Annotated in this window: 25 protein-coding genes and 1 pseudogene; 21 read left to right on the top strand and 5 right to left on the bottom strand. The window is 70.5% G+C overall.

Features of this window, described 5'->3' with window-relative positions; translation table 11 throughout:
• Positions 1-213: 213 nt before the first annotated feature.
• Entirely contained in the window at positions 214-1,914 is a 1,701-nt protein-coding gene (gene nifA, locus ACWTPI_RS04140) for a nif-specific transcriptional activator NifA (RefSeq protein ID WP_454731004.1), read from the bottom strand.
• 321 nt (positions 1,915-2,235) lie between these two features.
• Here nifA and ACWTPI_RS04135 point away from each other — a divergent pair, with 321 nt between their 5' ends.
• The 15 genes from ACWTPI_RS04135 (at position 2,236) to ACWTPI_RS04065 (ending at position 14,567) form a co-directional block, all read left to right on the top strand.
• A complete protein-coding gene (locus tag ACWTPI_RS04135; protein ID WP_059410644.1) occupies positions 2,236-3,480 on the top strand; it encodes an IscS subfamily cysteine desulfurase in 1,245 nt (414 codons plus the stop codon).
• A gap of 53 nt (positions 3,481-3,533) precedes the next feature.
• A complete protein-coding gene (iscU, locus tag ACWTPI_RS04130; RefSeq protein WP_020202113.1) occupies positions 3,534-3,929 on the top strand; it encodes a Fe-S cluster assembly scaffold IscU in 396 nt (131 codons plus the stop codon).
• A 164-nt stretch (positions 3,930-4,093) separates the two neighbouring features.
• The gene (gene erpA, locus ACWTPI_RS04125; RefSeq protein ID WP_052165828.1) at positions 4,094-4,426 is read left to right on the top strand and encodes an iron-sulfur cluster insertion protein ErpA; all 333 of its coding nucleotides are present in this window, start codon (positions 4,094-4,096) and stop codon (positions 4,424-4,426) included.
• A gap of 7 nt (positions 4,427-4,433) precedes the next feature.
• A complete protein-coding gene (gene iscA / locus ACWTPI_RS04120; RefSeq protein WP_020202115.1) occupies positions 4,434-4,757 on the top strand; it encodes an iron-sulfur cluster assembly protein IscA in 324 nt (107 codons plus the stop codon).
• 43 nt (positions 4,758-4,800) lie between these two features.
• Entirely contained in the window at positions 4,801-6,663 is a 1,863-nt protein-coding gene (gene hscA, locus ACWTPI_RS04115; RefSeq protein ID WP_454731003.1) for a Fe-S protein assembly chaperone HscA, read from the top strand.
• 13 nt (positions 6,664-6,676) lie between these two features.
• Positions 6,677-7,012, top strand: coding sequence for a 2Fe-2S iron-sulfur cluster-binding protein (locus tag ACWTPI_RS04110; protein ID WP_454731002.1), 336 nt, complete (start codon positions 6,677-6,679; stop codon positions 7,010-7,012).
• Between the two features lie 264 nt (positions 7,013-7,276).
• Entirely contained in the window at positions 7,277-8,413 is a 1,137-nt protein-coding gene (nifV, locus tag ACWTPI_RS04105; RefSeq protein WP_020202118.1) for a homocitrate synthase, read from the top strand.
• Positions 8,410-9,195, top strand: coding sequence for a serine O-acetyltransferase (gene cysE / locus ACWTPI_RS04100; RefSeq protein WP_020202119.1), 786 nt, complete (start codon positions 8,410-8,412; stop codon positions 9,193-9,195). Before nifV ends, cysE begins: the two co-directional genes overlap by 4 nt.
• Before the next feature lie 11 nt (positions 9,196-9,206).
• Entirely contained in the window at positions 9,207-9,545 is a 339-nt protein-coding gene (gene nifW, locus ACWTPI_RS04095) for a nitrogenase stabilizing/protective protein NifW (RefSeq protein ID WP_059410740.1), read from the top strand.
• Positions 9,546-9,562: 17 nt separating this feature from the next.
• Positions 9,563-10,411, top strand: coding sequence for an electron transfer flavoprotein subunit beta/FixA family protein (locus ACWTPI_RS04090; RefSeq protein WP_020202121.1), 849 nt, complete (start codon positions 9,563-9,565; stop codon positions 10,409-10,411).
• A complete protein-coding gene (locus tag ACWTPI_RS04085) occupies positions 10,408-11,541 on the top strand; it encodes an electron transfer flavoprotein subunit alpha/FixB family protein (protein WP_454731001.1) in 1,134 nt (377 codons plus the stop codon). The genes ACWTPI_RS04090 and ACWTPI_RS04085 overlap by 4 nt, the downstream gene beginning before the upstream one ends.
• A gap of 11 nt (positions 11,542-11,552) precedes the next feature.
• Positions 11,553-12,863: an FAD-dependent monooxygenase gene (locus ACWTPI_RS04080; protein ID WP_020202123.1), complete on the top strand. Its 1,311-nt coding sequence runs from the start codon at positions 11,553-11,555 to the stop codon at positions 12,861-12,863.
• A complete protein-coding gene (locus ACWTPI_RS04075; RefSeq protein WP_020202124.1) occupies positions 12,860-13,159 on the top strand; it encodes a ferredoxin family protein in 300 nt (99 codons plus the stop codon). The genes ACWTPI_RS04080 and ACWTPI_RS04075 overlap by 4 nt, the downstream gene beginning before the upstream one ends.
• A 13-nt stretch (positions 13,160-13,172) precedes the next feature.
• Complete coding sequence (locus tag ACWTPI_RS04070; protein WP_454731000.1) at positions 13,173-13,958, top strand: IclR family transcriptional regulator; 786 nt, start codon at positions 13,173-13,175, stop codon at positions 13,956-13,958.
• A 78-nt stretch (positions 13,959-14,036) separates the two neighbouring features.
• Positions 14,037-14,567, top strand: coding sequence for an isochorismatase family protein (locus ACWTPI_RS04065; protein WP_454730999.1), 531 nt, complete (start codon positions 14,037-14,039; stop codon positions 14,565-14,567).
• A 63-nt stretch (positions 14,568-14,630) separates the two neighbouring features.
• Here ACWTPI_RS04065 and ACWTPI_RS04060 read toward each other — a convergent pair whose 3' ends face one another.
• The gene (locus ACWTPI_RS04060) at positions 14,631-15,287 is read right to left on the bottom strand and encodes a hypothetical protein (protein WP_454730998.1); all 657 of its coding nucleotides are present in this window, start codon (positions 15,285-15,287) and stop codon (positions 14,631-14,633) included.
• A gap of 14 nt (positions 15,288-15,301) precedes the next feature.
• A pseudogene (locus ACWTPI_RS04055) lies at positions 15,302-16,905 on the bottom strand (sigma-54 interaction domain-containing protein).
• A 298-nt stretch (positions 16,906-17,203) separates the two neighbouring features.
• Between ACWTPI_RS04055 and ACWTPI_RS04050 the strand changes: the two are divergent.
• Together ACWTPI_RS04050 and ACWTPI_RS04045 are read left to right on the top strand one after the other, a co-directional pair.
• Positions 17,204-18,595, top strand: coding sequence for a GntP family permease (locus ACWTPI_RS04050; protein WP_029043404.1), 1,392 nt, complete (start codon positions 17,204-17,206; stop codon positions 18,593-18,595).
• Positions 18,596-18,664: 69 nt separating this feature from the next.
• A complete protein-coding gene (locus ACWTPI_RS04045) occupies positions 18,665-19,441 on the top strand; it encodes a 3-hydroxybutyrate dehydrogenase (protein ID WP_454730997.1) in 777 nt (258 codons plus the stop codon).
• A 189-nt stretch (positions 19,442-19,630) separates the two neighbouring features.
• Here the strand turns inward: ACWTPI_RS04045 and sodB are convergent, their stop codons facing one another.
• Both sodB and xseA read right to left on the bottom strand, forming a co-directional pair.
• Positions 19,631-20,212, bottom strand: coding sequence for a superoxide dismutase [Fe] (gene sodB / locus ACWTPI_RS04040; RefSeq protein ID WP_020202131.1), 582 nt, complete (start codon positions 20,210-20,212; stop codon positions 19,631-19,633).
• 168 nt (positions 20,213-20,380) lie between these two features.
• A complete protein-coding gene (gene xseA / locus ACWTPI_RS04035) occupies positions 20,381-21,766 on the bottom strand; it encodes an exodeoxyribonuclease VII large subunit (protein ID WP_454730996.1) in 1,386 nt (461 codons plus the stop codon).
• A 1,034-nt stretch (positions 21,767-22,800) separates the two neighbouring features.
• On the opposite strand from xseA, the gene ACWTPI_RS04030 reads away from it, so the two are divergent.
• From ACWTPI_RS04030 to ACWTPI_RS04015, 4 genes are all read left to right on the top strand, one after another.
• Positions 22,801-23,421: a MotA/TolQ/ExbB proton channel family protein gene (locus ACWTPI_RS04030; RefSeq protein ID WP_020202133.1), complete on the top strand. Its 621-nt coding sequence runs from the start codon at positions 22,801-22,803 to the stop codon at positions 23,419-23,421.
• Positions 23,422-23,429: 8 nt separating this feature from the next.
• A complete protein-coding gene (locus ACWTPI_RS04025; protein WP_020202134.1) occupies positions 23,430-23,858 on the top strand; it encodes an ExbD/TolR family protein in 429 nt (142 codons plus the stop codon).
• 246 nt (positions 23,859-24,104) lie between these two features.
• Positions 24,105-25,214 (top strand): tetraacyldisaccharide 4'-kinase, encoded by a 1,110-nt coding sequence (lpxK, locus tag ACWTPI_RS04020; RefSeq protein ID WP_454730995.1) that lies wholly within the window; start codon positions 24,105-24,107, stop codon positions 25,212-25,214.
• The gene (locus ACWTPI_RS04015) at positions 25,195-25,383 is read left to right on the top strand and encodes a Trm112 family protein (protein ID WP_020202136.1); all 189 of its coding nucleotides are present in this window, start codon (positions 25,195-25,197) and stop codon (positions 25,381-25,383) included. Before lpxK ends, ACWTPI_RS04015 begins: the two co-directional genes overlap by 20 nt.
• The last annotated feature ends 22 nt before the right edge of the window (positions 25,384-25,405 follow it).

The raw sequence follows: 25,405 nt of genomic DNA, 5'->3' as shown, positions 1-25,405 counted from the left end.
GGGATTTTGTCGCAACCCCGCGGGCGCCGCGCACCGACAGTCCGGCCCGATTCTGTCGGTCTTGCGACAAAGCGCACACGGCGACGCCGGCCATTGTGGTGGCGTCGATGATGGCGCAAGCGGGGAAGAAGAGAAGGGGGAGGACGGAACGCGGGGAAGCGGAAAAAAACGGAAAAAGCGGGAGAGCGGCGCGCCGCGCGCGCGCCGCCCTGGTCAGAACCTGCGCACCTCGATGCCGTATTTCTGCAGCGCGTAGCCCATCTGCCGCGGCGTGATCTTGAGCAGCCGCGCGGCCTTGGCCTGCACCCAGCCGCAGCGTTCCATCGCCCACATCAGCCGCTCGCGCTCGCCTTCCGGCTTGCCGTCGCAGGGCGCCGCCGCCTGTGCGTCGGGCGGGTTCTCGCCGGGCACGCCGGGCACGCCGGCGGGCCAGCCCGGCGGCATGGCGGCGCCGTCGGCGCCCGCGTGCTGCGGCTCCGCCATCGGCACCTCGGTGATGGGGATGCCGGCCAGACTGCCGGGGCGCACCGCGTCCTCGCGCTCGAGGTGGTGCAGCACCTTGGTCAGGCAGCGGTCCTCCTGGCACAGGAACGCCAGGCGGTTGATCACGCCGTCGTGCGTCATAGTGGCGGTGCGCTCGACGCAGTTCTCCAGCTCGCGCACGTTGCCGGGCCAGTAGCAGCTGGTCAGCACGCGCATGGCCTCGGCGCTGAAGCGGATCGCGCGCCCGTTGTCGCGGTTGAAGCGGTCGAGGAAGTGCTGCGCCATCGCCGGGATGTCCTCGCGGCGCTCGCGCAGCGGCGGCAACTGGATGCTGACCACGTTGATGCGGTAATAGAGATCGGCGCGGAACTCGCCGGACTTGACCATGCGCTCGAGGTTGCGGTTGGTGGCGAGGATCAGGCGCACGTCGACCTTCACCGCGGTGCCGCCGCCGACGCGCTCGAACTCGCGCTCCTGCAGCACGCGCAGCAGCTTGGCCTGGAACGAGGCCGAGATGTCGCCGATCTCGTCGAGGAACAGCGTGCCGCCGTGCGCCAGTTCGAACCGTCCCTTGCGCTGTCCCTGCGCGCCGGTGAACGCCCCCTTCTCGTGGCCGAACAGCTCGCTCTCCAGCAGCGACTCGGTCAGCGCAGCGCAGTTCACGCAGACGAAGGCCTCGCCGCTGCGCGGCGACAGGTTGTGGATGGCGCGCGCGATGACTTCCTTGCCGGTGCCGCTCTCCCCGCGCAGCAGCACCGTGGTGCGCGCCGGCGCCACCTGCCGCACCTGGCCGAACACCTCCTGCATCGGCGCCGACACGCCCACCACTTGGTCGAGCTGGTGGCGCGGCTTGATGACCTTCTGCATGCGCCGCACCTCGGCCTGCATGTTGTCGTGCGCCGCGCTCACGCTGCGGTGGAGCAGCAGCGCCTGTCCCATCAGCGTGGCGACGATCTTCATCAGATGGAGGTCGTCGGTGAAGGCGCGCAGGCCGCCGGGATTGAGGCAGTCGACGGCGAGCACGCCGAGCATGCGCCGGTCGGCCTGGATCGGCATCGCCAGCATGGCGATGCAGGCGCCCGGCATCAGGTCGGCACCGCCGGTGCGGTTGAGAAACAGCGGCTCGTCGCGCACATCGCGCACGATGGCCGGCACGCCGCTGCCGTAGACCCGCCCGACGATGCCCTCGCCCACCTTGAAGCGCAGGCGCTGCTGCTCGTCGTAGGACATGCCGGCGGCGCACAGGCCGCGCAGCTGCCCTTCGGGCTCGCCAAGCACCACGAAGGCGCGCCGCCAGTCCACCGCGTGCAAAAGATAATTCAGCGCCTCGCGGAAGGTCTTGGTGACGTCCAGCGACGAAACCAGCGTCTTGCTGACCTCGTAGACGGCATCCAGCTCGCGGCGAGCTTCTGTTGCCTGTGTTTTCAGCATGGTTCCCCCCGTTGCGGGCGATGCCACGCTCGTTCGAGCCAGCGGCACAGCGTGAGGACGGACTATTGGAATGCGAAAAATCACGCAAGATTCATGCCGCGATTTCGTCCCCAACACGGAGCACGCGCGCCCCGCGCGCCACCCGCACAAATCCGACAAACGGGACAACCGCCGCCGCGCGGCAGCGGCCGCGCTCCGACAAAAACAACAGCCGCCGCCGCCCGGCCGGCCCATGCGGCGCAAAAAGCCAGTGGCATGGAAGTTGCGGAAATGCCGCTGCCTGGCAGCCACTGCCACCCCCACACATTCCAGGAGCCAGCCATGCCGGACCTCCACCGCGACCGCGCCTTCCCCCGTCATGGCCGGCCCGTCTATCTCGACTACGCGGCCACCACGCCGGTGGACCCGCGCGTGGCGCGGCGCATGATCCCGTACCTGACCGAGCTGTACGGCAACGCCGCCAGCCGCTCGCACGCCTACGGGTGGGCGGCCGAGGAAGCAGTGGAGCTGGCGCGCGAGCAGGTGTGCGCGCTGATCAATGCCGATCCGCGCGAGATCGCCTGGACCTCCGGCGCCACCGAATCCAACAACCTCGCCATCAAGGGCGCGGCGCGCTTCCACCGCGCCCGCGGCAACCACCTGGTGACGCTGGCCACCGAGCACAAGGCGGTGCTCGACACCATGCGCGAACTCGAGCGCGAGGGCTTCGCGGTCACGGTGCTGCCGGTGCTGGCGAGCGGCCTGGTGGACCCGGACGTGTTCGCGGCCGCGCTCACGCCCGGCACCGTGCTGGCGTCCGTGATGCTGGTCAACAACGAGACCGGCGTCATCCAGGACATCGCCGCGCTGGGCGCGCTGTGCCGCGCGCGCGGCGTGCTGCTCCACGTCGACGCCGCGCAGGCGGCGGGCAAGGTGCCGATCGACCTGGCCGAGCTGCCGGTCGACCTGATGTCGCTGTCGGCGCACAAGCTGTACGGGCCGAAGGGCATCGGCGCGCTGTACGTGCGGCGCCGCCCGCGCGTGCGCATCGAATGCCAGATGCACGGCGGCGGCCACGAGCGCGGCCTGCGCTCCGGCACGCTGCCCACGCACCAGATCGTGGGCATGGGCGAGGCGTTCTGGCTCGCGCGCGAGAGCATGGCGTCCGACAACGCGCGCATCCGCGCGCTGCGCGAGCGGCTGTGGGCCGGCCTGTCGCGCATGGAGGCGGTGGCGCTCAACGGCGACGCCGAACGGCGCGCGCCGCACTATCTCAACGCCAGCTTCAGCTACGTCGAGGGCGAATCGCTGCTGATGGGCATCAAGGACGTGGCGGTCTCGTCGGGATCGGCCTGCACCTCGGCCAGCCTGGAGCCCAGCTACGTGCTGCGCGCGATGGGCCGCAGCGACGAGCTGGCGCACAGCTCGGTGCGCTTCTCGCTCGGGCGCTTCACCACCGCCGAGGAGATCGACTTCACCATCGCGCGCATCGCGCAGGTGGTGGCCCGGCTGCGCGACATGAGCCCGCTGTGGGACATGGCGCGCGCCGGCGTGGACCTGAGCACGATCCAGTGGGCCGCGCACTGATTTCCCGGCTTTCCCGGTTTTCCCCATCCTTCACCAACCACGCGGAGCACCTCATGGCATACGGCGACAAGGTCATGGACCACTACGAGAATCCCCGCAACGTCGGCGCCTTCGACGCCGATGCCGAAGGCGTCGGCACCGGCATGGTCGGCGCGCCGGCCTGCGGCGACGTGATGCGGCTGCAGATCCGCGTCAACAGCGCGGGCGTCATCGAGGACGCGAAGTTCAAGACCTACGGCTGCGGCTCGGCGATCGCCTCGAGCTCGCTCGTGACCGAATGGGTGCGCGGGCGCACGCTGGACGAGGCGCTGGCCATCAAGAACACGCAGATCGCCGAGGAACTGGCGCTGCCGCCGGTCAAGATCCACTGCTCGATCCTGGCCGAGGACGCCATCAAGGCGGCGGTGGCGGACTTCCGCGCGCGCCACGCCGCGGCCGACCCCGCCTGAATTCCCGAATCCCTGGACTCCCCGCCCCCCTGAACCCGCGCTTCGCCCCGGCCGGCACGCAACCGACTCCGGCAAAGAAACTGGAAATGGAAACCGACATGGAAACGCAAACCTCGACCCACGCACTCCCCGGCGCGTCCGCTGCGCCCGAAGCACCCGACGCGATGCCCGGCCTGCTGGACTTCACCCCGCAGGCGGCCGCCAAGGTGGCCGCGCTGATCGAGGAGGAAGGCAATCCCGGCCTCAAGCTGCGGCTGTACGTCACCGGCGGCGGCTGCTCGGGCTTCCAGTACGGCTTCGCCTTCGACGACCAGGTCGGCGACGACGACACGCAGATCGTCACCGCGGGCGTGGCGCTGCTGGTCGACGCGATGAGCCAGCAATACCTGCTCGGCGCGCGCGTCGACTACGAGGACGGGCTGGAAGGCTCGCGCTTCGTCATCCACAACCCCAACGCCCAGAGCACCTGCGGCTGCGGCAGCTCGTTCTCGGTGTGAGGCGGCCATGACGATCTCGCTCACCCCCGCCGCCGCCCGCCACGTCGAGAAGTCGCTGCGCAAGCGCGGCAGCGGCATCGGGCTGCGCCTCGCGGTCAAGACCAGCGGCTGCTCGGGCTTCGCCTACGCGCTGGAGTTCGTCGATGCCGCCAATGCCGAGGACCAGTGCTTCGAGAGCCTCGGCGTGACGGTGGTGGTCGACCCGCGCAGCCTGGTCATGCTGGACGGCACCGAGCTCGACTTCGTGCGCGAGGGCCTCAACGAGGGCTTCAAGTTCCACAACCCGAACGCCACCGCGAACTGCGGCTGCGGCGAGAGCTTCGCGGTCTGACGCGAAGCGGCGCCAAGGCTCACTGGACAAGGAATACCGGCTCATGGCTCTACTGCAGATCGCCGAACCCGGCCAGAGCACGGCGCCCCACCAGCGCCGGCTTGCCGCGGGCATCGACCTGGGCACCACCAACTCGCTGGTGGCCACGGTGCGCGGCGCGCAGGCGCAGGTGCTGCCGGACGAGCACGGCGAATGCCTGCTGCCGTCGGTGGCGCGCTACCTGCCGGACGGCGGCGTGGAGGTCGGCCGGCAGGCGCAGGCGCGCGCGGCCGACGACCCGCTCAACACCATCGTCTCGGTCAAGCGCTTCATGGGCCGCTGCCTGGCGGACCTCGGGGATGCCGCCGCGCTGCCGTTCCGGCTGGTCGACCAGCCCGGCATGGTGGGGCTGGCCACCGCGGCCGGCGAGCGCTCGCCGGTGCAGGTCAGCGCCGACATCCTGCGCGTGCTGCGCGGGCGCGCCGAGCAGTCGCTGGGCGGCGAGCTCGCCGGCGTGGTGATCACCGTGCCGGCCTATTTCGACGACGCGCAGCGCCAGGCCACCAAGGACGCCGCGCGCATCGCCGGCCTGCCGGTGCTGCGGCTGCTCAACGAGCCGACCGCGGCGGCCATCGCCTACGGGCTGGACCGCGCGGCCGAGGGCACCTTCGCGGTCTACGACCTCGGCGGCGGCACCTTCGACATTTCCGTGCTGCGCCTGTCGCGGGGCGTGTTCGAGGTGCTGGCCACCGGCGGCGACGCCGCGCTCGGCGGCGACGACTACGACGCCGCGCTGACCGGCTGGTTCCTGCGCAAGACCGGCCGCGCGGCGCAGTCCGCGGCCGACAAGGCCGCGCTGCGGCGCGCCGCGCGCGCCTGCAAGGAGGCGCTGTCGGCGCGCGCCGCCGCGCCGTTCCGGGTCAGCCTGGGCGGCGCGGAACTGCATCTCGACGTCGACCGCGGCGACTTCGAGGCGGCCACCGCCGCGCTGACCGCGCGCACCGTCGCCGCCGCGCGGCGCGCGCTGCGCGACGCCGGGCTGGCGGCGCAGGACGTCGATGGCGTCGTGCTGGTCGGCGGCTCGACCCGCATGCCGCAGATCCGCGCGGCCGTGACCGCGTTCTTCGGCCGCGAGCCGCTCACCGACCTCGACCCCGACCAGGTGGTGGCGCTCGGCGCGGCGATGCAGGCCAACGTGCTGGCCGGCAACGGCGGCGCCGACGAGTGGCTGCTGCTCGACGTCTGCCCGCTGTCGCTCGGCATCGAGACCGTGGGCGGGCTGGTCGAGAAAATCATCCCGCGCAACTCCACGCTGCCCACCGCGCGCGCGCAGGAGTTCACCACCTTCAAGGACGGCCAGACCGCGATGTCGATCCACGTGGTGCAGGGCGAGCGCGAGACCATCGCCGACTGCCGCTCGCTGGCGCGCTTCGAGCTGCGCGGCATCCCGCCGGCGGTGGCCGGCGCCGCGCGCATCCGCGTCGGCTTCCAGATCGACGCCGACGGCCTGCTGGCGGTGACGGCGCGCGAGCAGGCCAGCGGCGTGCAGGCGCACGTCGAGATCAAGCCGTCGTACGGGCTCACCGACCTGCAGGTCGCCGACATGCTGCGCGAAGCCATCGGCAGCGCGCAGGCGGACATGCAGCTGCGCATGCTGCGCGAGGCGCAGGTCGACGCGCGGCGCGTGCTGGACGCCACCGAGTCGGCGCTCAAGGCCGATGGCGCGCTGCTGTCGCCGGCCGAGCACGGCGAGGTCAGGCGCGCGCTGTTCGCGGTCGCGGAGGCGCTCGAAACGCAGGCGCCGGCCGCGGACCTCAAGCGCCTCGCCGCCGCGCTCGGCACCGCCACCGAAGCGTTCGCCGCGCGCCGCATGAACGCCTCGATCCGCAAGGCGCTCGCCGGGCGCACCGTGGACAGTCTGGACTGAACAGGTGGCGCCCATGCCCCGCGTGCACATACTGCCTCATCCCGAACTCTGCCCCGACGGGCTGGACATCCAGGCCCGGCGCGGCGCCTCGCTGTGCGAAAGCCTGCTGGCCTCGGGCATCGCGCTCGAGCATGCCTGCGAGATGGTGGGCGCGTGCGCCACCTGCCACGTCCACGTGCGCGCCGGCGGCGCCGGCCTGCCGCCGCCCGACGACGAGGAGAGCGACCAGCTCGACCATGCCTGGGGCCTGGACGCGCAGTCGCGCCTGGCCTGCTGCGTGAAGCTGCGCGACGCGGACCTCACCGTGGAACTGCCGCTGCATACGCGCAATCACGCGCGGGAGCGCTGACGGACCCGAACGGCTGCTGGTTTGCTCCCCTCTCCCGCGTGCGGGAGAGGGGAGCAAACCAGCAGTCACCGAAACGCGCCGGCAATCCGAACGCCAACACCCGCCCCGACCACCCCGCTGTCAGAAACGGAACATTCGCGACACGCGCCGCGCGTGCCGCGCCGCCGGCTGGCCGGCAACGTTCGCCGGCACCGTTTTTTTGTCGCGTTTGCGCATGGCACACCCCTTGCAAAGAAGAGCGGGAACGGACCAAGGACCCCTGCCATGTCGAACCCCATCATCAACGACACCACGCTGCGCGACGGCGAGCAGACCGCCGGCGTGGCCTTCACGGTTGACGAGAAATGCGCGATCGCCGCGGCGCTGTCGCGGGCCGGCGTGCCCGAGATGGAGATCGGCATCCCGGCGATGGGCGAGGAGGAGATCGCCTGCATCCAGGCCATCACCGACCTGCAGCTCGATGCCGAGCTGATGGTCTGGGGGCGCCTGACCGACACCGACCTCGCGGCGGCGCTGCGCTGCCGGCCCGACATCGTCCACCTGTCGATCCCGGTCTCCGACATCCACCTGCAGTACAAGCTGCGCCAGCCGCGCGCGTGGGTGCTGGCGCAGATCACGCGCGTGCTCGGCGCGGCGGTGAAGAGCGGGCGCAAGGTGTCGCTGGGCGCGGAGGACGCGTCGCGCGCCGACCCGGCCTTCCTCGCCGACGTGGCGCGCCACGCGCAGCAGTGCGGCGCGCAGCGCATCCGCTTCGCCGACACGCTGGGCGTGCTCGATCCCTTCTCCACCTACGAGGCCATCGCGCGGCTGCGCGACGCGGTCGACATGGAAATCGAGATCCACGCGCACAACGACCTCGGCATGGCCACCGCCAACACGCTGTCCGCGCTGCGCGCCGGCGCGACCCACGCGAACACCACCGTCAACGGCCTGGGCGAGCGCGCCGGCAATGCCGCGCTGGAGGAAGTGGTGATGGCGGTGCGCCATCTGCACGGCCGCGACACCGGCGTGGACACCACCGCGCTGCTGGGCATCTCCCGGCTGGTGGCGCTGGCCTCGGGCCGGCCGGTGGCGCTCAACAAGAGCATCGTCGGCGGCGGGGTGTTTACGCACGAGTCCGGCATCCACACCGACGGGCTGGCCAAGAACGCCTCCACCTACGAGAGCTTCGACCCCGCCGAGCTCGGCCGCCAGCGCAGCGTGGTGCTGGGCAAGCATTCGGGCTCGCAGGGCGTGCGCCAGGCCTACGAGGCGCTCGGCGTGGTGCTCGACGACGCGCTGGTCGGCCCGCTGCTGACCCGCATCCGCAACCACGCGATGCAGTACAAGCAGACCCCCAGCGCCGCCGACCTGCGCCGCTTCCTGTTCGAGGCGGTCGAGACCGCGGGGGAGTTGCCGTGAGCGGCGGGGACTGCGCCGTGGCCATCGCGCCGGACGCCGCCGTGCCCCCGCCGCCGTGGCACCGGCTGCTGCGCGCCGACGCGCGCTGCGTGCTGGAGCGCGACCCGGCCGCGCGCAGCCTGGTGGAGGTCTGGACCATCTACCCCGGCGTGCAGGCGCTCGCGCTGCACCGCGTGGCGCACGCGCTGTGGCGGCGCGGCTGGCGCTACCTGCCGCGCTGGCTGTCGTTCGTGGCGCGCCTGTTCACGCATATCGACATCCACCCGGCGGCGCGCATCGGCGAGCGCTTCTTCATCGACCACGGCGTGGGCGTGGTGATCGGCGAGACCGCGGAGATCGGCAACGACGTCACGCTCTATCACGGCGTCACGCTGGGCGGCACGAGCTGGCACCCGGGCAAGCGCCACCCGACCCTGGGCGACCACGTGGTGGTCGGCGCCGGCGCCTCGGTGCTGGGGCCGATCACGGTCGGCAGCCATGCGCGCATCGCGGCCAACTCGGTGGTGATCGACGCGGTGCCGGAGCACGCCACGGTGGTCGGCATTCCCGGGCGCGTGGTGGCGCGGCGGCGCCAGCGCGCCGCCCACGGCTTCGACCTCGACCACCACCTGATTCCCGATCCGGTGGGCAAGGCCATCGCCTGCCTGCTGGAGCGCGTCGCGGTGCTGGAGCAGCAGGCCGGCGCGGCGCCGCGGGCGGACCCCGGCAAGGGCTGCGAGGCCTGCGAAGACCGCTGTGCCGAACCGGCGTTCGACCAGCCCCGTTCCGAAACCCTCAACTGAGGATGCGCATCATGGAAAACCTGACCCAGCAGCTCAAGGCCCTGTCCTCGGCCGAAGACTTCCTGCAGTTCTTCGGGGTGTCGTTCGACCAGAAGATCGTCAACGTCAGCCGGCTTCACATCCTGAAGCGGTTCTTCCAGTACATCCGCCAGCAGGCCGAGCTGCCCGCCGACGACGAGCTGGCGCTGTTCACCTCGTACCGCGCGCTGCTGGAAAAGGCCTACGGCGACTTCGTGGTCTCCACGCCGGCGCGCGAGAAGGTGTTCAAGGTGTTCCAGGACGTCGACGGGCAGCAGCACGTCTCGCTCGACAGCGTGCGCGCCGCGCTGCCCGCGCGCGCCGTGGCCTGACGCGAAGGAGCATCGCCATGCATATCGTCGTCTGTATCAAGCAAGTGCCGGACTCCGCGCAGATCCGCGTCCACCCCGTCACCAACACCATCATGCGCCAGGGCGTGCCGGCCATCGTCAACCCGTACGACCTGTTCTCGCTGGAAGAGGCGCTGCGGCTCAAGGACCGCTTCGGCGGCAAGGTGACCATGCTGTGCATGGGCCCGCCGCAGGCCGAGGACGCGCTGCGCAAGTGCATCGGCTATGGCGCGGACGATGCCGTGCTGGTCACCGACCGCGCCTTCGCCGGCGCCGACACGCTGGCCACCTCCTACGCGCTGGCCGCCGGCGTGCGGCAGATCGCGCGCGAGCAGGCGGTGGACATCGTCTTCACCGGCAAGCAGACCATCGACGGCGACACCGCGCAGGTCGGCCCCGGCATCGCCAAGCGCATGGGGCTGCAGTTGCTGACCTACGTGTCGCGCATCGTCGAGACCGACCTGGAGCAGCGCACCATCACCGTCGAGCGGCGCGCCGAGGGCGGCGTGCAGGTGCTCAAGACCGCGCTGCCGTGCCTGATCACCATGCTGGAGAACACCAACGAGCTGCGCTTCGCCACGCTGCCGGCGATGATCCACGCGGCCGGCTATCCGGTGCGCAAGTGGAACAAGGAGCAGGCCGGCATCGAGGACCTGGGCAAGATCGGCCTGAAGGGCTCGCCCACGGTGGTCAGCAAGGTGTTCGGCCCGACCCCGCGCAGCGAGAAGGCCGAGATGCTGGCGCTGGAAACCTCCAGCCTGCGCGACGTGTCGCTCAACCTGCTGCAGAAGATCTTCACCCGCCATCCGACCCTGGAGGCGGACCTGCTGATGAAGGAGGCACCATGAACGCCCCGACTCCCGCCGCCACCCCCGCTACTCCCGCTACTCCCGCCGCGAAGAAGCCGGCCGGCCGCGCCGGCCGCAACCTGGAGCTGCCCGAGCACCTGAAGGCCTACAAGGGCGTGTGGGTCTTCCTCGAGCACGAGCGCGGACAGGTGCACACGGTCTCGTGGGAACTGCTGGGCGAGGCGCGCAAGCTGGCCGACACGCTCGGCAGCGCGGTCAGCGTGGTGGTGCTCGGCGGCCCCGCCGAGCCGCTCGAGCAGTTCGCCGCGCAGGCCTTCACCTACGGCGCCGACAAGGCCTACGTGGTGCACGACGCGGTGCTGCAGGGCTACCGCAACGAGCCCTTCACCAAGGGCCTGACCGACCTCGTCAACAAGTACCAGCCCGAGATCCTGCTGCTGGGCGCGACCTCGATGGGCCGCGACCTCGCGGGCTCGGTGGCCACCACGCTGCTCACCGGGCTGACCGCGGACTGCACCGAGCTCAACATCGACCCGGTCTCGCGCGCGCTGGCGGCGACGCGGCCGACCTTCGGCGGCTCGCTGCTGTGCACGATCATGACGCTGGCCTACCGCCCGCAGATGGCGACCGTGCGCCCGCGCGTGATGGCGATGCCGCAGGCCCAGGCCGAGCGCGGCGGCGAGATCGTGCAGGAAACGCTGGGCATGGTGGAGAGCGCCATCGTCACCAAGCTGCTCGACTTCATCGCCGACGCCAGCAGCAACAAGATCAACCTGCCCTACGCCGACGTCATCGTCAGCGGCGGCAAGGGCCTGAAAAACCCGGAGAACTTCAAGCTGGTGTTCGAGCTGGCGCGCGTGCTGGGCGGCGAGGTGGGCGCGACGCGGCCCTGCGTGCAGGCCGGCTGGGTCGAGGCCGAGCGCCAGGTCGGGCAGACCGGCAAGACGGTGCGGCCCAAGCTCTACATCGCCGCCGGCATCTCCGGCGCCATCCAGCACCGCGTGGGCATGGAGAGCGCGGACGTGATCGTGGCGATCAACACCGACCCCAACGCGCCGATCTTCGACTTCGCCCACTACGGCATCGTCGGCAACGCGCTGCAGGTGCTGCCGGCGCTGACGCAGGCGTTCGCCGAGCACCTGTCGCGCGGCGGCCGGCACGCCGCCTGAGGAGAGACATCATGAAGAAACCGTCCCAGTTCGACGCCATCGTGGTCGGCGCCGGGCCTTCCGGCAACGCTGCCGCCTACCTGATGGCCAAGGCCGGCCTGAAGGTGCTGCAGATCGAGCGCGGCGAATATCCGGGCAGCAAGAACGTGCAGGGCGCGATTCTCTACGCCCAGGCGCTGGAAGAGATCATTCCCGACTTCCGCGAGGACGCGCCGCTGGAGCGCCACATCATCGAGCAGCGGCTGTGGATGCTCGACGACAGCTCGTTCGTCGGCACCCACGTGCGCAGCGAGGACTACAACAAGCCGCCCTACAACCGCTACACCATCATCCGCGCGCAGTTCGACAAGTGGTTCAGCGGCAAGGTGCGCGAAGCCGGCGCGCTGCTGATCTGCGAGACCACGGTCAGGCACCTGATCCTGGACGGCGACCAGGTGGTCGGCGTGCAGTGCGACCGCGAGCAGGGCGACGTCTACGCCGACGTGGTGATCCTGGCCGACGGCGTGAACTCCACGCTCGCGCGCAAGGCCGGCTTCCACGGCGAGATCGAGGCCGGCAACGTGGCGCTGGCGGTCAAGGAAATCCTGTTCATGCCCGAGGAGACCATCCGCCAGCGCTTCAACGTCGGCGAGGAGGAAGGCGTGGTCATCGAGATGGTGGGCAAGATCACCGACGGCATGATGGGCACGGGCTTTCTCTACACCAACAAGGAGTCGCTCACCATCGGCGTGGGCTGCATGCTCGGCGACTTCAAGGCCAACCCGAACCGCACCAGCCCCTACGTGCTGCTCGAGCAGATGAAGCGCCACCCGTCGATCGCGCCGCTGATCGCCGGCGGCGAGATGAAGGAATACTGCGCGCACCTGATCCCGGAGGGCGGCTTCCATGCCATCCCGCAGGTCTACGGCCACGGCTGGATGATCGTGGGCGACTCGGGCGGCTTCGTCAACGCCGCGCACCGCGAAGGCTCGAACCTCGCCATGACCACCGGCCGCCTGGCCGCGCAGACGGTGATCCGGGCCAAGGCCGCGGGCAGCGGCTACCGCGCCGGCGCGCTGCGGGCCTACAAGGCGGCGCTGGACGACAGCTTCGTCATGAAGGACCTGCGCAAGTACCGCGACATGCCGCGCGTGCTGCACCAGAACCCGCAGTTCTTCACCACCTACCCCGAGCTGCTGGGGCGCGCCGCGCGCACCATGATCACGGTCGACGGCGTGGACAAGAAAACCAAGGAGCGCGAGATCCTGTCGAGCTTTCGCCGCACCCGTTCCCTCACCGGCCTGGTGGGCGACGCCTACAAACTCTGGAGGGCCTTCCGATGAGCGCAATCCCCGTCAACGTCGAGGAAAAACTGTTCCAGAACCGCTACCGCGTGGATGCGGGGCGGCCGCACATCCGCATCAAGGACGCGGACGTGTGCCTGAACGAGTGCGGCAGCAAGAGCTGCACCTTCGTCTGCCCCGCGTCCTGCTACAAGGCCGAGGGCAACGGCGCGGTGACGCTGATCACCGACGGCTGCCTCGAATGCGGCAGCTGCCGCATCCTCTGCACCGACCACCAGAACATCGAGTGGGACTACCCGCGCGGCGGCCACGGCATCCTGTTCAAGTTCGGCTGAAGGCGCGCGCACCATGCCCCGGCGCGCCGCCGTCGCGTCGCTGGCCGACGAGCACGCCGCGGCCGGCGGGGTGGCGGCGGTCGACCGCGCGCTGTGCCTGCTGTCGGCCTTCGGCGCCGACACGCCGGCGCTGACGCTGAGCGCGCTCGCGCAGCGCACGCGCCTGTACAAGAGCACCGCCCTGCGGCTGCTGGCCTCGCTGGAGCACGCGCAGCTCGTCACGCGGCTGGCCGACGGCCGCTACGCGCTGGGGCCCGGCGTGGCCAGGCTGCACACGGTCTACACGCAATCGTTCTCCTACGAGCCGCTGGTGATGCCGGTGCTGCGCCAGCTGGGCGCGGCAACGCGGGAAAGCGCGGCCTTCCACGTGCGCCAGGGGATGTACCGGCTGTGCCTGCACCGCGTCGACTCGCCGCAGCCGGTGCGCGACCACATCCGCGTGGGAGACCTGCTGCCGCTGGACCGCGGCGCGGGCGGGCGCGTGCTGCAGGCCTACGGCAGCGAGGGCAGCGAGAACGACGCTGCGCTCGGCCGGCGCATCCGCCAGCGGCGGGTCGTCGTGCTCTGCGGCGACCGCGAGCCGGAACTCGCCGGCATCGCCGCGCCCGTCTTCGGCCCCGCCGGGCAGCTCGCCGGCACCATCACGCTGACCATGCCGCGCGAGCGGCTGCGCCCGGCCTGGGCGCTGGCGGTCAGGAGCGCGGCGCGCGCGCTCACCGGGCGGCTTGGCGGCAGGTTTCCGGCGCCGGGCGCCACCGCCGCGGGAAACGCGCTTGTGGACAGCGGCCGCGGCGTTTAAATTGGCAGGCGCGGGCCCGCGGGCGGCCATGACGGCCGGACCGCGCCGAAGCCAACGCTGCAAACCGAGGAGACCAACGTGCTGCTGAACGCCGAAGATTCCGTGCTGGTGCTGGTGGACCTGCAGGCGCGGCTGATGCCGGCCATCCATGACGGCGAGCGCGTGCTGCGGGAATGCGCGCGGCTCGCCCGCATCGCCGGCATGCTCGGCGTGCCGGTGATCGGCACCGAGCAGAGCCCGGCCAGCCTGGGCCAGAATCTCGCGGAGATCCGGCAACTGTGCGGGCTGACCGTGGCCAAGGATCATTTCGACGGCTGCGAGGACGGCCTCGCCGAGGCCCTGCCCGCCGGGCGCAAGACCGTGGCGATCGCCGGCTGCGAAGCCCATGTGTGCGTGCTGCAGACCGCGATGGGCCTGCTGCGGCGCGGCTACGGCGTGAGCCTCGTCACCGACGCGGCCGGCTCGCGCCAGCCGGCCAGCCACGCCGCCGCGGCCGAGCGCCTGCGGCAGGCCGGCGCGGCCGTGGTGACGGTGGAGATGGCGGCCTTCGAGTGGATGCGCAGCAGCCGGCACGCGCGCTTTCGCGACGTGCTGGCGCTGGTCAGGTAGGCGCGGCCGCCCGGCGCCGGGTCAGGCCTTGGGCGGCCGGCGTCGGGCGGCCGGCGTCAAGAATCAGGCCTTGGCGGGACGCCCGGTCTTGACCGCTTCCAGGCCCGCGACCGCGGCCAGCAGTTGCTGGTCGTCGAGGCCGGCAAGCAGGATCAGGCCCGCGCGCAGCAGCTCGCTCTTCTTCGCGGCGACGCCGGCGCCGAGGCAGCGCTCCTTGAGCGCGTCGAGCTGGCCGTATTCCGACTTCGGCATGGTGAAGCTGTCGCGCACCACTTTTTCCTTCTTCGCGCGGCGGGCCTTTTCTTCCGGCCTGGCCGCCACCGGGGCAGGGGCCTTGGCGGCTTCGGCGGGCTTGGCCGGGCTGTCGGCCCTGGGTGCCTTGGCGGGCTTGGCCGCCTTCGGCGCCTTGGCCGGCTTCACGGCTTTTTCCGCTTTCTCCACCTTGGCGGCCTTCGCTGCCTTCGGCGCTTTTGCCGCGGCCTGCGCGGCCTCGGCCGGAGCCGCCTTGGCGGAGGTCTTGCGGGCCTTGCGGGGGGACGTTGCTGCCTGCTTGCCGGGAGTATCCATGCTCATGGGGAAGTAGAAGGTTGTGTCGGTCGGCGCCTTGACGATGGGGGAATGCATCCAGATTCTTTCACGAAACGAAAACGATATAAACAGTATATACGGTTTAAGCGCCGGCGCGAACGATTCCGCAAGGCGGCGGCGGGCGGCCGGCACCAGCCCCGATCGCGCTAGCCTTCCCGGCCGCCGGCCGCGGGCGCGGCGGCGGCCTCGGGCGGCAGCAGCCCGGCCTGCCGGTGCGCGGTCAGCTTCTTGTAGAAAGCGGCGCGGCTCAGGCCGATGCTGCCGGCGGCGCTGGCCACGTGGCCGCCATGCGCGGCCACGTGGCCAGCGCCTGCATCAGGTAGTCCGCCTCGAAGCGCGCCATCGCGGCGGCGTAACCGGCCGGCGCGGCTGCCGGCGGCGCGGCCGGCAAGTCCCGCGCGGCCGGGGAAGCCGGCAATGCGAGCGATGCGGACGATGTGGACGATGCTGCCGGCGCCGGTTCCGCCGGGACCGGCGCGGCGGGCGGCGCCGGCTCGCGGCCGAGCAGCGAGGCGAGCACCTGCGCGTCGGCATCGTCGGCGTCGTGCATCATCACCAGCCGCTCCAGAGCGTTGCGCAGCTCGCGCACGTTGCCCGGCCAGTCATGCCCGGCCAGCAGCGCCAGCGCCGCGTCGGACAGCACCGGCGCGTCGCGCCCGGCGCGCGCGCAGATTTCCTCGAGCAGCGCGTAGGTCAGCGGCACCAGGTCCGGCTGGCGCCGGCGCAGCGGCGGCAGGTAGACCGGCAGCACGTTGAGCCGGTAATACAGGTCCGCGCGGAACTTGCCCGCGGCCACCAGCGCCGGCAGGTCGGCCGAGGTGGCGGCGATGATGCGCACGTCGGAGCGGATGATGCGGTTGGAGCCGAGCGGCTCGAACTCCTTGTCCTGCAGCGCGCGCAGCAGCTTGCTCTGCAGCATCAGCGGCATGTCCCCGACCTCGTCGAGCAGCAGCGTGCCGCCGTCGGCCAGCTCGAACTTGCCCATGCGGCCCTTGCGGTCGACGCCGGTATAGGCGCCCGGCGCGGCGCCGAAGAACTCCACTTCCAGCAGCGCTTCCGGGATGGCCGCCACGTTGACCGTGACCAGCGGCCGCTCGGCGCGCGCCGAGGCGGCGTGGATGGCATGCGCCAGCAGTTCCTTGCCGGTGCCGGTCTCGCCCAGCAGCAGCACCGGCGCGTCGGCCAGCGCGGCGCGGCGCGCCTGCCGCTTGACCTCCAGCGTGGCCGCGCAGGTGCCGACGAAGCTGGCGAAGGTGTACTTGGCGCGGCGCGCCTGTTCCAGCGTGCGGCGCGTGGCGACCAGCTCCTCGCGCACGCGCGAGTAGTGCAGGAACAGCGGCGTGAGCGACTTGAGCTCGTCGAACAGCGCGAAGCCGACCGCGCCCACGGTGTTGCCGTCGCCGTCCTTGATCGGCAGGCGCATCACGATCATCGGCTCGCGCCCGGTCTCGAGGATGTCGAGCAGGATCGGCTTGCCGGTCGCCACCACCTCGCGCATCAGGCTGTTGGGGATGACGCGCTCGCAATCCAGGCCGATGGCGTCGCGCGGGTCGGCGAAACCGAAGCGCGCGGCATAGCGCTTGTTGATCCACACCACGCGGCCCTGCGCGTCCACCACGATCGTGCCCTCGCTGAAATTCTCGAAGGTGCGGAACAGCGACTCCATCGCGCGGCGGGCCACGGAATCGTAGTTGCCCAGCGCGCTGTCGCCGATCTCGCTCAGTGTTTCCATCGTCTCCGTCGTTGCCATCGTCTTTGCTTTTTGTCTCCACATTGAGACAAAGTTTCTCATATTCGAGACTGTGGCGCGGCGTGGCACGGACATCCGCCCTCCGGATTCCACGATTCGAGATTTCGTCATGCCTTTCCGTCCACCTTCTTCGCGGGTTTATGGCTCGTCAGCCACTTCCCGCACTGGCATGGTCCGTGCAAAGGCATGCGGCGCCCGCCGCGCGGCCCTTGCCGCGGGCGGGACCGTCGCCGTGCGCGCGCCCGGTTTCCCGGCCGTGGGCGCGCGCTCAAATCAATAAGATCCTCGCGGAGACCTCATGTCGTTTGTCGTAGTCATTGCAGCCCTTGCATTCCTGATGTTCGCCGCTTACCGGGGCTACAGCGTCATCCTGTTCGCGCCGCTGGCCGCCCTCGGCGCCGTGCTGCTCACCGATCCGTCCGCGGTCGCGCCCGCCTTCACCGGCATCTTCATGGAAAAGATGGTGGGCTTCGTCAAGCTGTACTTCCCCGTGTTCCTGCTCGGCGCGGTGTTCGGCAAGGTCATCGAGCTGTCCGGATACTCGCGCTCGATCGTCGCCGCCGCGATCCGCTACATCGGCAGCGCGCGCGCCAACGCCGTGATCGTGGCGGTGTGCGCGCTGCTGACCTACGGCGGGGTGTCGCTGTTCGTGGTGGTGTTCGCGGTCTATCCGTTCGCCGCCGAGCTCTATCGCCAGAGCAACATTCCCAAGCGGCTGATGCCCGGCGCGATCGCGCTCGGCGCGTTCTCGTTCACGATGGATTCGCTGCCCGGCACGCCGCAGATCCAGAACATCATCCCGACCACGTTCTTCAAGACCACCGCGTGGGCCGCGCCCGCGCTCGGCGTGCTCGGCGCGCTGTTCATCATCGCGGTGGGCCTGGCGTACCTCGAATGGCGCCGCCGCGCGGCGGTGGCGCGCGGCGAAGGCTACGGCACCTCGCTGGTGAACGAGCCGGAGCCGGTGGCCACCACGCACCTGCCCAACCCCGTGCTGGCCATCGCGCCGCTGGTGCTGGTGGGCGTGGCGAACTTCGCGCTGACCCGCCTGATCCCGCAATGGTACGGCGCCACCAGTTCGCTCTCGCTGCCGGGGCTGGCCAAGCCGGTCTCGATCCCGACCGCCTCGGTCACGGCCATCTGGGCCGTCGAAGGCGCCCTGCTGCTGGGCATCGTGGTCGTGGTGCTGACCGCGTTCGGCACCGTGCGCCAGCGCTTCGCCGAAGGCAGCAAGGCCGCCGTCGCCGGCGCGCTGCTGGCCTCGCTCAACACCGCCTCGGAATACGGCTTCGGCGGCGTGATCGCCGCGCTGCCGGGCTTCCTGGTGGTCAGCGACGCGCTCAAGAGCATCCCCAACCCGCTGGTCAACGCCGCGGTCTCGGTCAGCACGCTGGCCGGCATCACCGGCTCGGCCTCGGGCGGCATGAGCATCGCGCTGGCCGCCATGTCCGACACCTTCATCCAGGGCGCGCAGGCCGCCGGCATTCCGCTCGACGTGCTGCACCGCGTGGTGGCGATGGCCAGCGGCGGCATGGACACGCTGCCGCACAACGGCGCCGTCATCACCCTGCTGGCCGTGACCGGACTGACCCACCGCGAGTCGTACCGCGACATCTTCGCCGTCACCGTCATCAAGACGCTCGCGGTATTCTTCGTCATCGCGGTCTTTTATCTCACCGGCCTGGTCTGAGCCCGGCACGAAAGCCGCCCGCGCGGACATGACGCGCGGGCGAAATCCCCACGCATACACGCAAATCCCATGACAGACCTGAAAGGAAAGACGGCGCTGATCACCGGCTCGACGAGCGGCATCGGCCTAGGCATTGCCGAGGTGCTGGCGCAGGCCGGCGCCAACATCATGCTCAACGGCTTCGGCGACATCGACGCGGCCCTGGCCGCCATCCGCGCCACCGGCGCGCAGGCCGAGCACCACCCGGCCGACATGCGCAAGGCCGACGAGATCGAGGCGATGTTCGCCGCGGCCGGCACGCGCTTCGGCGCCGTGGACATTCTCGTCAACAACGCCGGCATCCAGCACGTCGCGCCGGTCGAGGCCTTCCCGCCGCAGAAGTGGGACGACATCATCGCCATCAACCTGACCTCGGGCTTCCACACCACGCGCTGCGCGCTGCCCGGCATGCGCGCGCGCGACTGGGGCCGCATCATCAACATCGCCTCGGTGCACGGCCTGGTCGGCTCGGCCGGCAAGTCCGCCTACGTGGCGGCCAAGCACGGCCTGGTCGGCCTGACCAAGGTCACTGCGCTCGAGACCGCGCGCACCGGCGTGACCTGCAACGCGATCTGCCCGGGCTTCGTGCTGACGCCGCTGGTGCAGAAGCAGATCGACGACCTCGCCGCGCGCGAGGGCCTGACGCCGGCCGCGGCGCAGGCGCGCCTGCTCGATGAAAAGCAGCCGTCGGGCCAGTTCGTCACGCCCGCGCAGCTCGGCAACCTCGCGCTGATGCTGTGCTCGCCGTTCGGCAGCGAGATCCGCGGCGCGGCCTGGGTGGCCGACGGGGGCTGGACGGCGCAGTAAGGCGGCGATGCGCGCGGATGCAAGGCCCTCGGAATCGAGGGCCTTTTTTATTCCCGGCGCGCAGGCAAAAAGAAAGCCCTCACGACTGGAGGGCTTTCTTTCGAAGCATGGCGGCACCCGGGCTTCGGGCGGCGCGGCCGGGCTTTCCCGGCGCGGCGCCGCTGTCCGGATTCACGCCACGGCAGGCGCTCAGCCCGCGAAGTTCTTGCCGGCGAAGTCCCAGTTCACCACGTTCCAGAATGCCTCGACGTACTTCGGGCGGGCATTGCGGTAGTCGATGTAGTAGGCGTGTTCCCACACGTCGCAGGTCAGCAGCGGCTTGGCGTCGGTGGTCAGCGGGGTGGCGGCGTTGGAGGTCGAGACCAGGTCCAGCGAGCCGTCGGCCTTCTTGACCAGCCAGGCCCAGCCCGAGCCGAAGGTGCCGACCGCGGTCTTGGTGAATTCTTCCTTGAACTTGTCGAACGAGCCCCACTTGGCGTTGATGGCAGCCGCCAGCGCGCCGGTCGGCTGGCCGCCGCCGTTGGGCTTGAGCGAGTCCCAGTAGAAGGTGTGGTTCCACACCTGGGCGGCGTTGTTGAAGATGCCGCCGGAGGACTTCTTGACGATTTCCTCGAGGGTCGAGTTCTCGAACTCGGTGCCCTTGATCAGGTTGTTCAGGTTGGTGACGTAGGTCTGGTGGTGCTTGTCGTGATGGAACTCCAGGGTCTCCTTGGAGATGTGCGGAGCGAGCGCATCATGCGCGTAGGGCAGCGGGGGGAGAGTATGTTCCATTGTTTTGTCTCTGTGGGGTTGAAGGACGGGAGATGTCGATTGTAGGGGACTTGCCAGACCCGCGCAAACGCGGGAAACAAAGCCCCCTCGAACATATTAGGTTCATCGATATGCGTTCGCTGTCGGTGGGCCGCCGACGCCCGCGAAGGCCGCCGCGGCCTGCCTGCGCTACACCTCGCCCAGGCGCGGCTGGACGCTGGCGATGCCGGCGTCGGCCACGCCTTCAGCCAGGTGGATCTCGATGGTGGTGCCGGCGCGCAGCTCGGCCGGCGAGCGCAGCGCGTGGCCGCGCTGGTCGAGCAGCACGGCGTAGCCGCGCTCGAGCGTGCGCTGCGGCGCCAGCAGTTCCAGCGCGCCGGCGGCGCGCTGCCAGCGCTGCCCGGCGCGCTCGTGCTGGCGGCGCGCGGCGTCGCCCATGCGCAGCGCGACGCGGCGCAGTTCGGCCTGGGCCGCCGCCAGGTCGGGGCGGCCGGCGGCCCAGCGCATGGCCAGCACCTGCTGCTGGTGGCGGCGCGCGGCCACGGTGTCGCGCAGCGCGCTGCGCAGGTGCCGCATCAGGTTGTCGACCTGCAGGCGGCGCTCCTGCAACTGCGCCTGCGGGCTGCGCAGGCGGCGCGCCAGCCAGTCCAGGCCCTGGGCGCGGCGGTCGAGCTGGCGCTGCATGCACTGGGCCAGCGCGTTGCGCGCGCGCAGGGCCTGCATCAGCATGTGGGCGCGGTCGGGGCTGACCAGCTCGGCGGCGCCGGTGGGGGTGGGCGCGCGCACGTCGGCGACAAAATCGGCGATGGTGAAATCGGTCTCGTGGCCCACGCCCGACACCAGCGGCACGGCGCAGCGCGCGATGGCCTGCGCCACGCATTCCTCGTTGAACGACCACAGGTCTTCGATGCTGCCGCCGCCGCGGCACAGGATCAGCACGTCGCATTCGTTGCGCGCGCTGGCGGTGTCGATCATCGCGGCGATCTTCTCGGCGGCGCCCGCGCCCTGCACCGGCACCGGATAGACCACCACCGGCACGTGCGGCGCGCGCCGGCGCAGGGTGCTGAGCACGTCGCGCAGCGCGGCGGCCTGCAGCGACGTCACCACGCCGATGGCGCGCGGATGGGCCGGCACCGGGCGCTTGCGCTCGGGCGCGAACAGGCCGGCCTGCGCGAGTTTCTCTTTCAGGCGCAGGAAGGCTTCGTAGAGATTGCCGAGGCCCGCGCGGCGCATGGCTTCCACGCCGAGCTGCAACTCGCCGCGCGCCTCGTACATCGACACCAGCGCCCGGACTTCCACCGCCTCGCCCTCGCGCGGCACGAACCCGACATGCTGGTTGCGCCCGCGGAACATCACGCAGCGGATCTGCGCGCGCGCGTCCTTGAGCGAAAAGTACCAGTGCCCGCTGGCGGCGCGGGTGAAATTGGAGATTTCTCCCCTTACCCAGAGCAGCGGGAAATTGCGTTCGAGCACCTGGGAAATGGCGTGGTTGAGTTCGCCGACGGGGATGGCTTCGCGGCCGCCCGCGGGCGCCGCAGGCTGGGGTTCACGCGAAAAGTTCAGCGATTCAGACATGGGCGCAGCCGGGCATGCGGCGTGGAATTGACATGTCCACAGCATAACCGCTCTGTCAAGTCTCTTGGCGGGGGGCGGCCCGTCGACCCGCAAAGCCGCATGACTTGACACAAGCCTTTGATTCTTATGTGGTTTCTGCTGTCTTATTTTTTGAGCAATGTAAGCAAACCCCTTATGCGTCAACGACTTACCGGCTGCGCCCCCGGCTTGTTCACAAAGTTATCCACAGGAACTCTGGACAACCTTGCCAGAAGGCCCGTGCCTGTGGATAGATTGGCGGCCGCCGGTCCGCCGGCTGTGGGTAAACCGTAAACACGATGTAAAGACCATCAAAAGTGCTGCCGGAACCATATTCAGCCGGAATCGCGCCGGGCACCCCGGAAACCGGCCTGCCCGGTTGCTGCCCGTTTTTTGGGCACGCCGGATTCCGGCCTTTGTTATCAATGGCTTAGCCCGCTTCTCCGGCGGTTGTCCACAACCCGTCCACAAGACTGTCCCGGACGAATGTGGAAAGCGGTCGACATGGCGGAAGTTTTTCGGATTCCTCCCCCTGACGGCGCGCCCAAGTGCTGCCGGGCTCTCTCTGCCCGTTTTTTGAGCAGACACGGGAAGCCGCTGCCGAATCAATGACTTAGCTGTGTTTTCAGGCAACTGTCCACAACCGCTCCACAACACTGTCCTGCCTTTATGTGGACAGCCCGAAACCTGGCCGCGCGTGCCGGCGCGGCGCCGGCGGGCCGCCGGCGTCACAGGCGCGCTGCCCGTTTTTTAGGCTGGCGATTGTTTTCCCTTTCGAATCAAGACGTTGAGCGGCTTGTCAGATAGCTGTCCACAATCCATCCACAACGCTGTCCCTGTCCTGTGTGGACATCCCGCGCGGCGCGGCGATGCGCCGCCGAGACACCGCGGCATGGCGTCTTGCCGCGCCGCCATGCCGCGGGTTAGAGTGGCGCCTGATTTTTCAATACAGAGCCAGCGCGCGTGCGGCTGCGGCGGCTGGCGTGCAGACAAGCCGTCGAATTTCGGGGTTCCACGTGTTTTCCATCATTCAAGCGGCCGGCTGGCCGATCTGGCCCTTGCTGATCGCCTCGGTCATCGCCCTGGCGCTGATCGTCGAGCGCTTCCTGAGCCTCAAGCGCAGCAAGGTGCTGCCGCCCAAGCTGTACGAGGAAGCGCTGACGGTGGCGCACCAGCGCCGCGCCACGCCCGAGGTGGTGAGCACCCTGGAGCAGAACTCGCCGCTGGGCCGCGTGCTGGCGGCCGGCCTGCGCCACGTCGTGCTGCAGCCCCACACCTCGCGCGACGCCGCCAAGGAAGTGGTCGAAGAAGCCGGCCGCGCGGTGGCGCACGAGCTGGAGCGCTATCTCAACGCGCTCGGCACCATCGCCTCGGTGGCGCCGCTGATGGGCCTGCTGGGCACGGTGATCGGCATGATCGAGATCTTCGGCAGCCAGGGCGGCGCCGGCGCCAGCCCCGAGCAGCTCGCGCACGGCATCTCGGTGGCGCTGTACAACACCGCCTTCGGCCTGATCATCGCGATTCCGGCGCTGATCTTCTGGCGCTATTTCCGCCGCCGCGTGGACGACTATGTGGCCGAGCTGGAATTCCGCGCCACGGCGTTCCTCGACGCCATCCTGCCGCAGCGCCGCGCCTGACTCCCGCCATGCACTTCCGTTCCCGCCAGCGGCGCGAAGAGCCGGAGATCAACCTGATCCCGCTGATCGACGTGCTGCTCGTGATCCTGATCTTCCTGATGATCACGACCACGTATTCGCGCTACACCGAGCTGCAGATCCAGTTGCCGACCGCCGACGCCGAGAAGGCCCAGCAGCGCCCGGGCGAGATCGTGGTGTCGGTCTCGGCCAAGGGCGTCTACGCCGTCAACAAGCAGGTCATGGAGCAGCAGGACGTGACCAGCCTGGCCGCGCGCCTGCGCGAGGTGGCCGGCGGCGGCGAAGGCCAGCCGCCCGTGCTGATCGTCAACGCCGACGCGCAGGCCAGCCACCAGTCGGTCATCAACGTGATGGAAGCGGCGCGCCTGGCCGGCCTTCCGCGCCTGACCTTCGCCACGCAGAGCTCGCAGGCGCGCTGAGGCAACGCCAGAGCTCGTCGCGGCGCACGGCAAGCCCCGGCTTGCCGCGGGCGCCGGAAGGTGCCCATAATGGTCAGATAAGGCGGCCTTGCCGCGCCCGGCCCCACACCGGCCGGCTGCCGCAGTTGCCCCGCTCGTTGCGCGCCGTTCCCGGCGCGTTCCCGTATCCTTCGCCACCGTCCGCCGCTTTCCTGACGCTTTCCTGACGCCCCCCGACGCTTCCCCAGACCCCTCCCCCCGACGCCCATGCCCGCTCCCCGCCACGCCCTCGCCGACTTCGTGACCGCCCAGTGGCAGCGCCGCGGCTGGTTCGCCTGGCTGATGCTGCCGCTTTCGTGGCTCTTCGGCCTGGTCAGCGGCTGGCGCCGGCTGGCCTACCGGCGCGGCTGGTACAAGTCCACGCGCCTGCCGATGCCGGTGGTGGTGGTGGGCAACGTGACCGTGGGCGGCACCGGCAAGACGCCGGCCGTGATCGCGCTCGCGCACGCGCTGGCCGAGGCCGGCCTGCGCCCGGGCGTGGTCTCGCGCGGCTATGGCGTCACGCTGAAGCACCCGCGCCGGGTCAAGCCGACCTCGGAGGCGCGCGACGTCGGCGACGAGCCGCTGCTGATCGCGCGCGCGGCCGACGTGCCGGTGTGGGTCTTCCCCGACCGCGCGCTGTGCGCGCAGACCATGCTGGTGTCGCACCCCGGCGTCAACGTGCTGCTGCTCGACGACGGCCTGCAGCACTACAAGCTCCAGCGCGACTTCGAGATCGTGATGTTCGACACGCGCATGGGCGGCAACGGCTTCCTGCTGCCGGCCGGCCCGCTGCGCGAGCCGCTCTCGCGCCAGCGCGACGCCACCCTCATCAACGACCCGGACTTCCGCGCCAGCCCCGCGCGGCCGGACGTCTACGGCATGCGCCTGGAGCTGCAGGACGCCTGGCAGTTGGCCGATCCGGCCCTGGCCAGGCCGCTGTCGGCGTTCGCCGGGCAGCGCGTGCTGGCCGCGGCCGGCATCGGCAACCCCGAGCGCTTCTTCGCCAGCCTGCGCGGCGCCGGCCTGCAACCCGACACCATGCCGCTGCCGGACCACTACGACTTCGCCGAAGACCCGTTCGCCGACGATCCCGTCGCGCGCGCCGCCGACGCCATCCTGATCACCGAGAAGGATGCCGTAAAATGCGAGCGCCTGAGCGACCCGCTCGATCCGCGGATCTGGGTCGTCCCCACCCTGCCCGTGATCGACGCGGGCCTGATCGACAAGATTCGCCGCGCCGTCGCCGCGCACGCCCAGTCCGCGCCCGGCGCGGCGGGCGCCGCGGCCGCGGCCGGCCACACCAAGGAAACCCGAGATGGACAACCGGCTGCTTGAAATCCTGGTCTGCCCGCTGTGCAAGAGCAAGCTGGAATACGACCGCGCCGCCCAGGAACTGATCTGCCAGGTCGACAAGCTGGCCTACCCGATCCGCGACGGCATCCCCGTGATGCTGGCCGACGAGGCCCGCCAGACCGTGCCGGGCCGCCTGGTCTCGCCGGACTGACCCACGCATACCGAGCCCGCAT

The sequence above is a fragment of the Cupriavidus ulmosensis genome (assembly GCF_977008105.1).
This window is presented reverse-complemented; position numbering and strand designations above follow the sequence as displayed.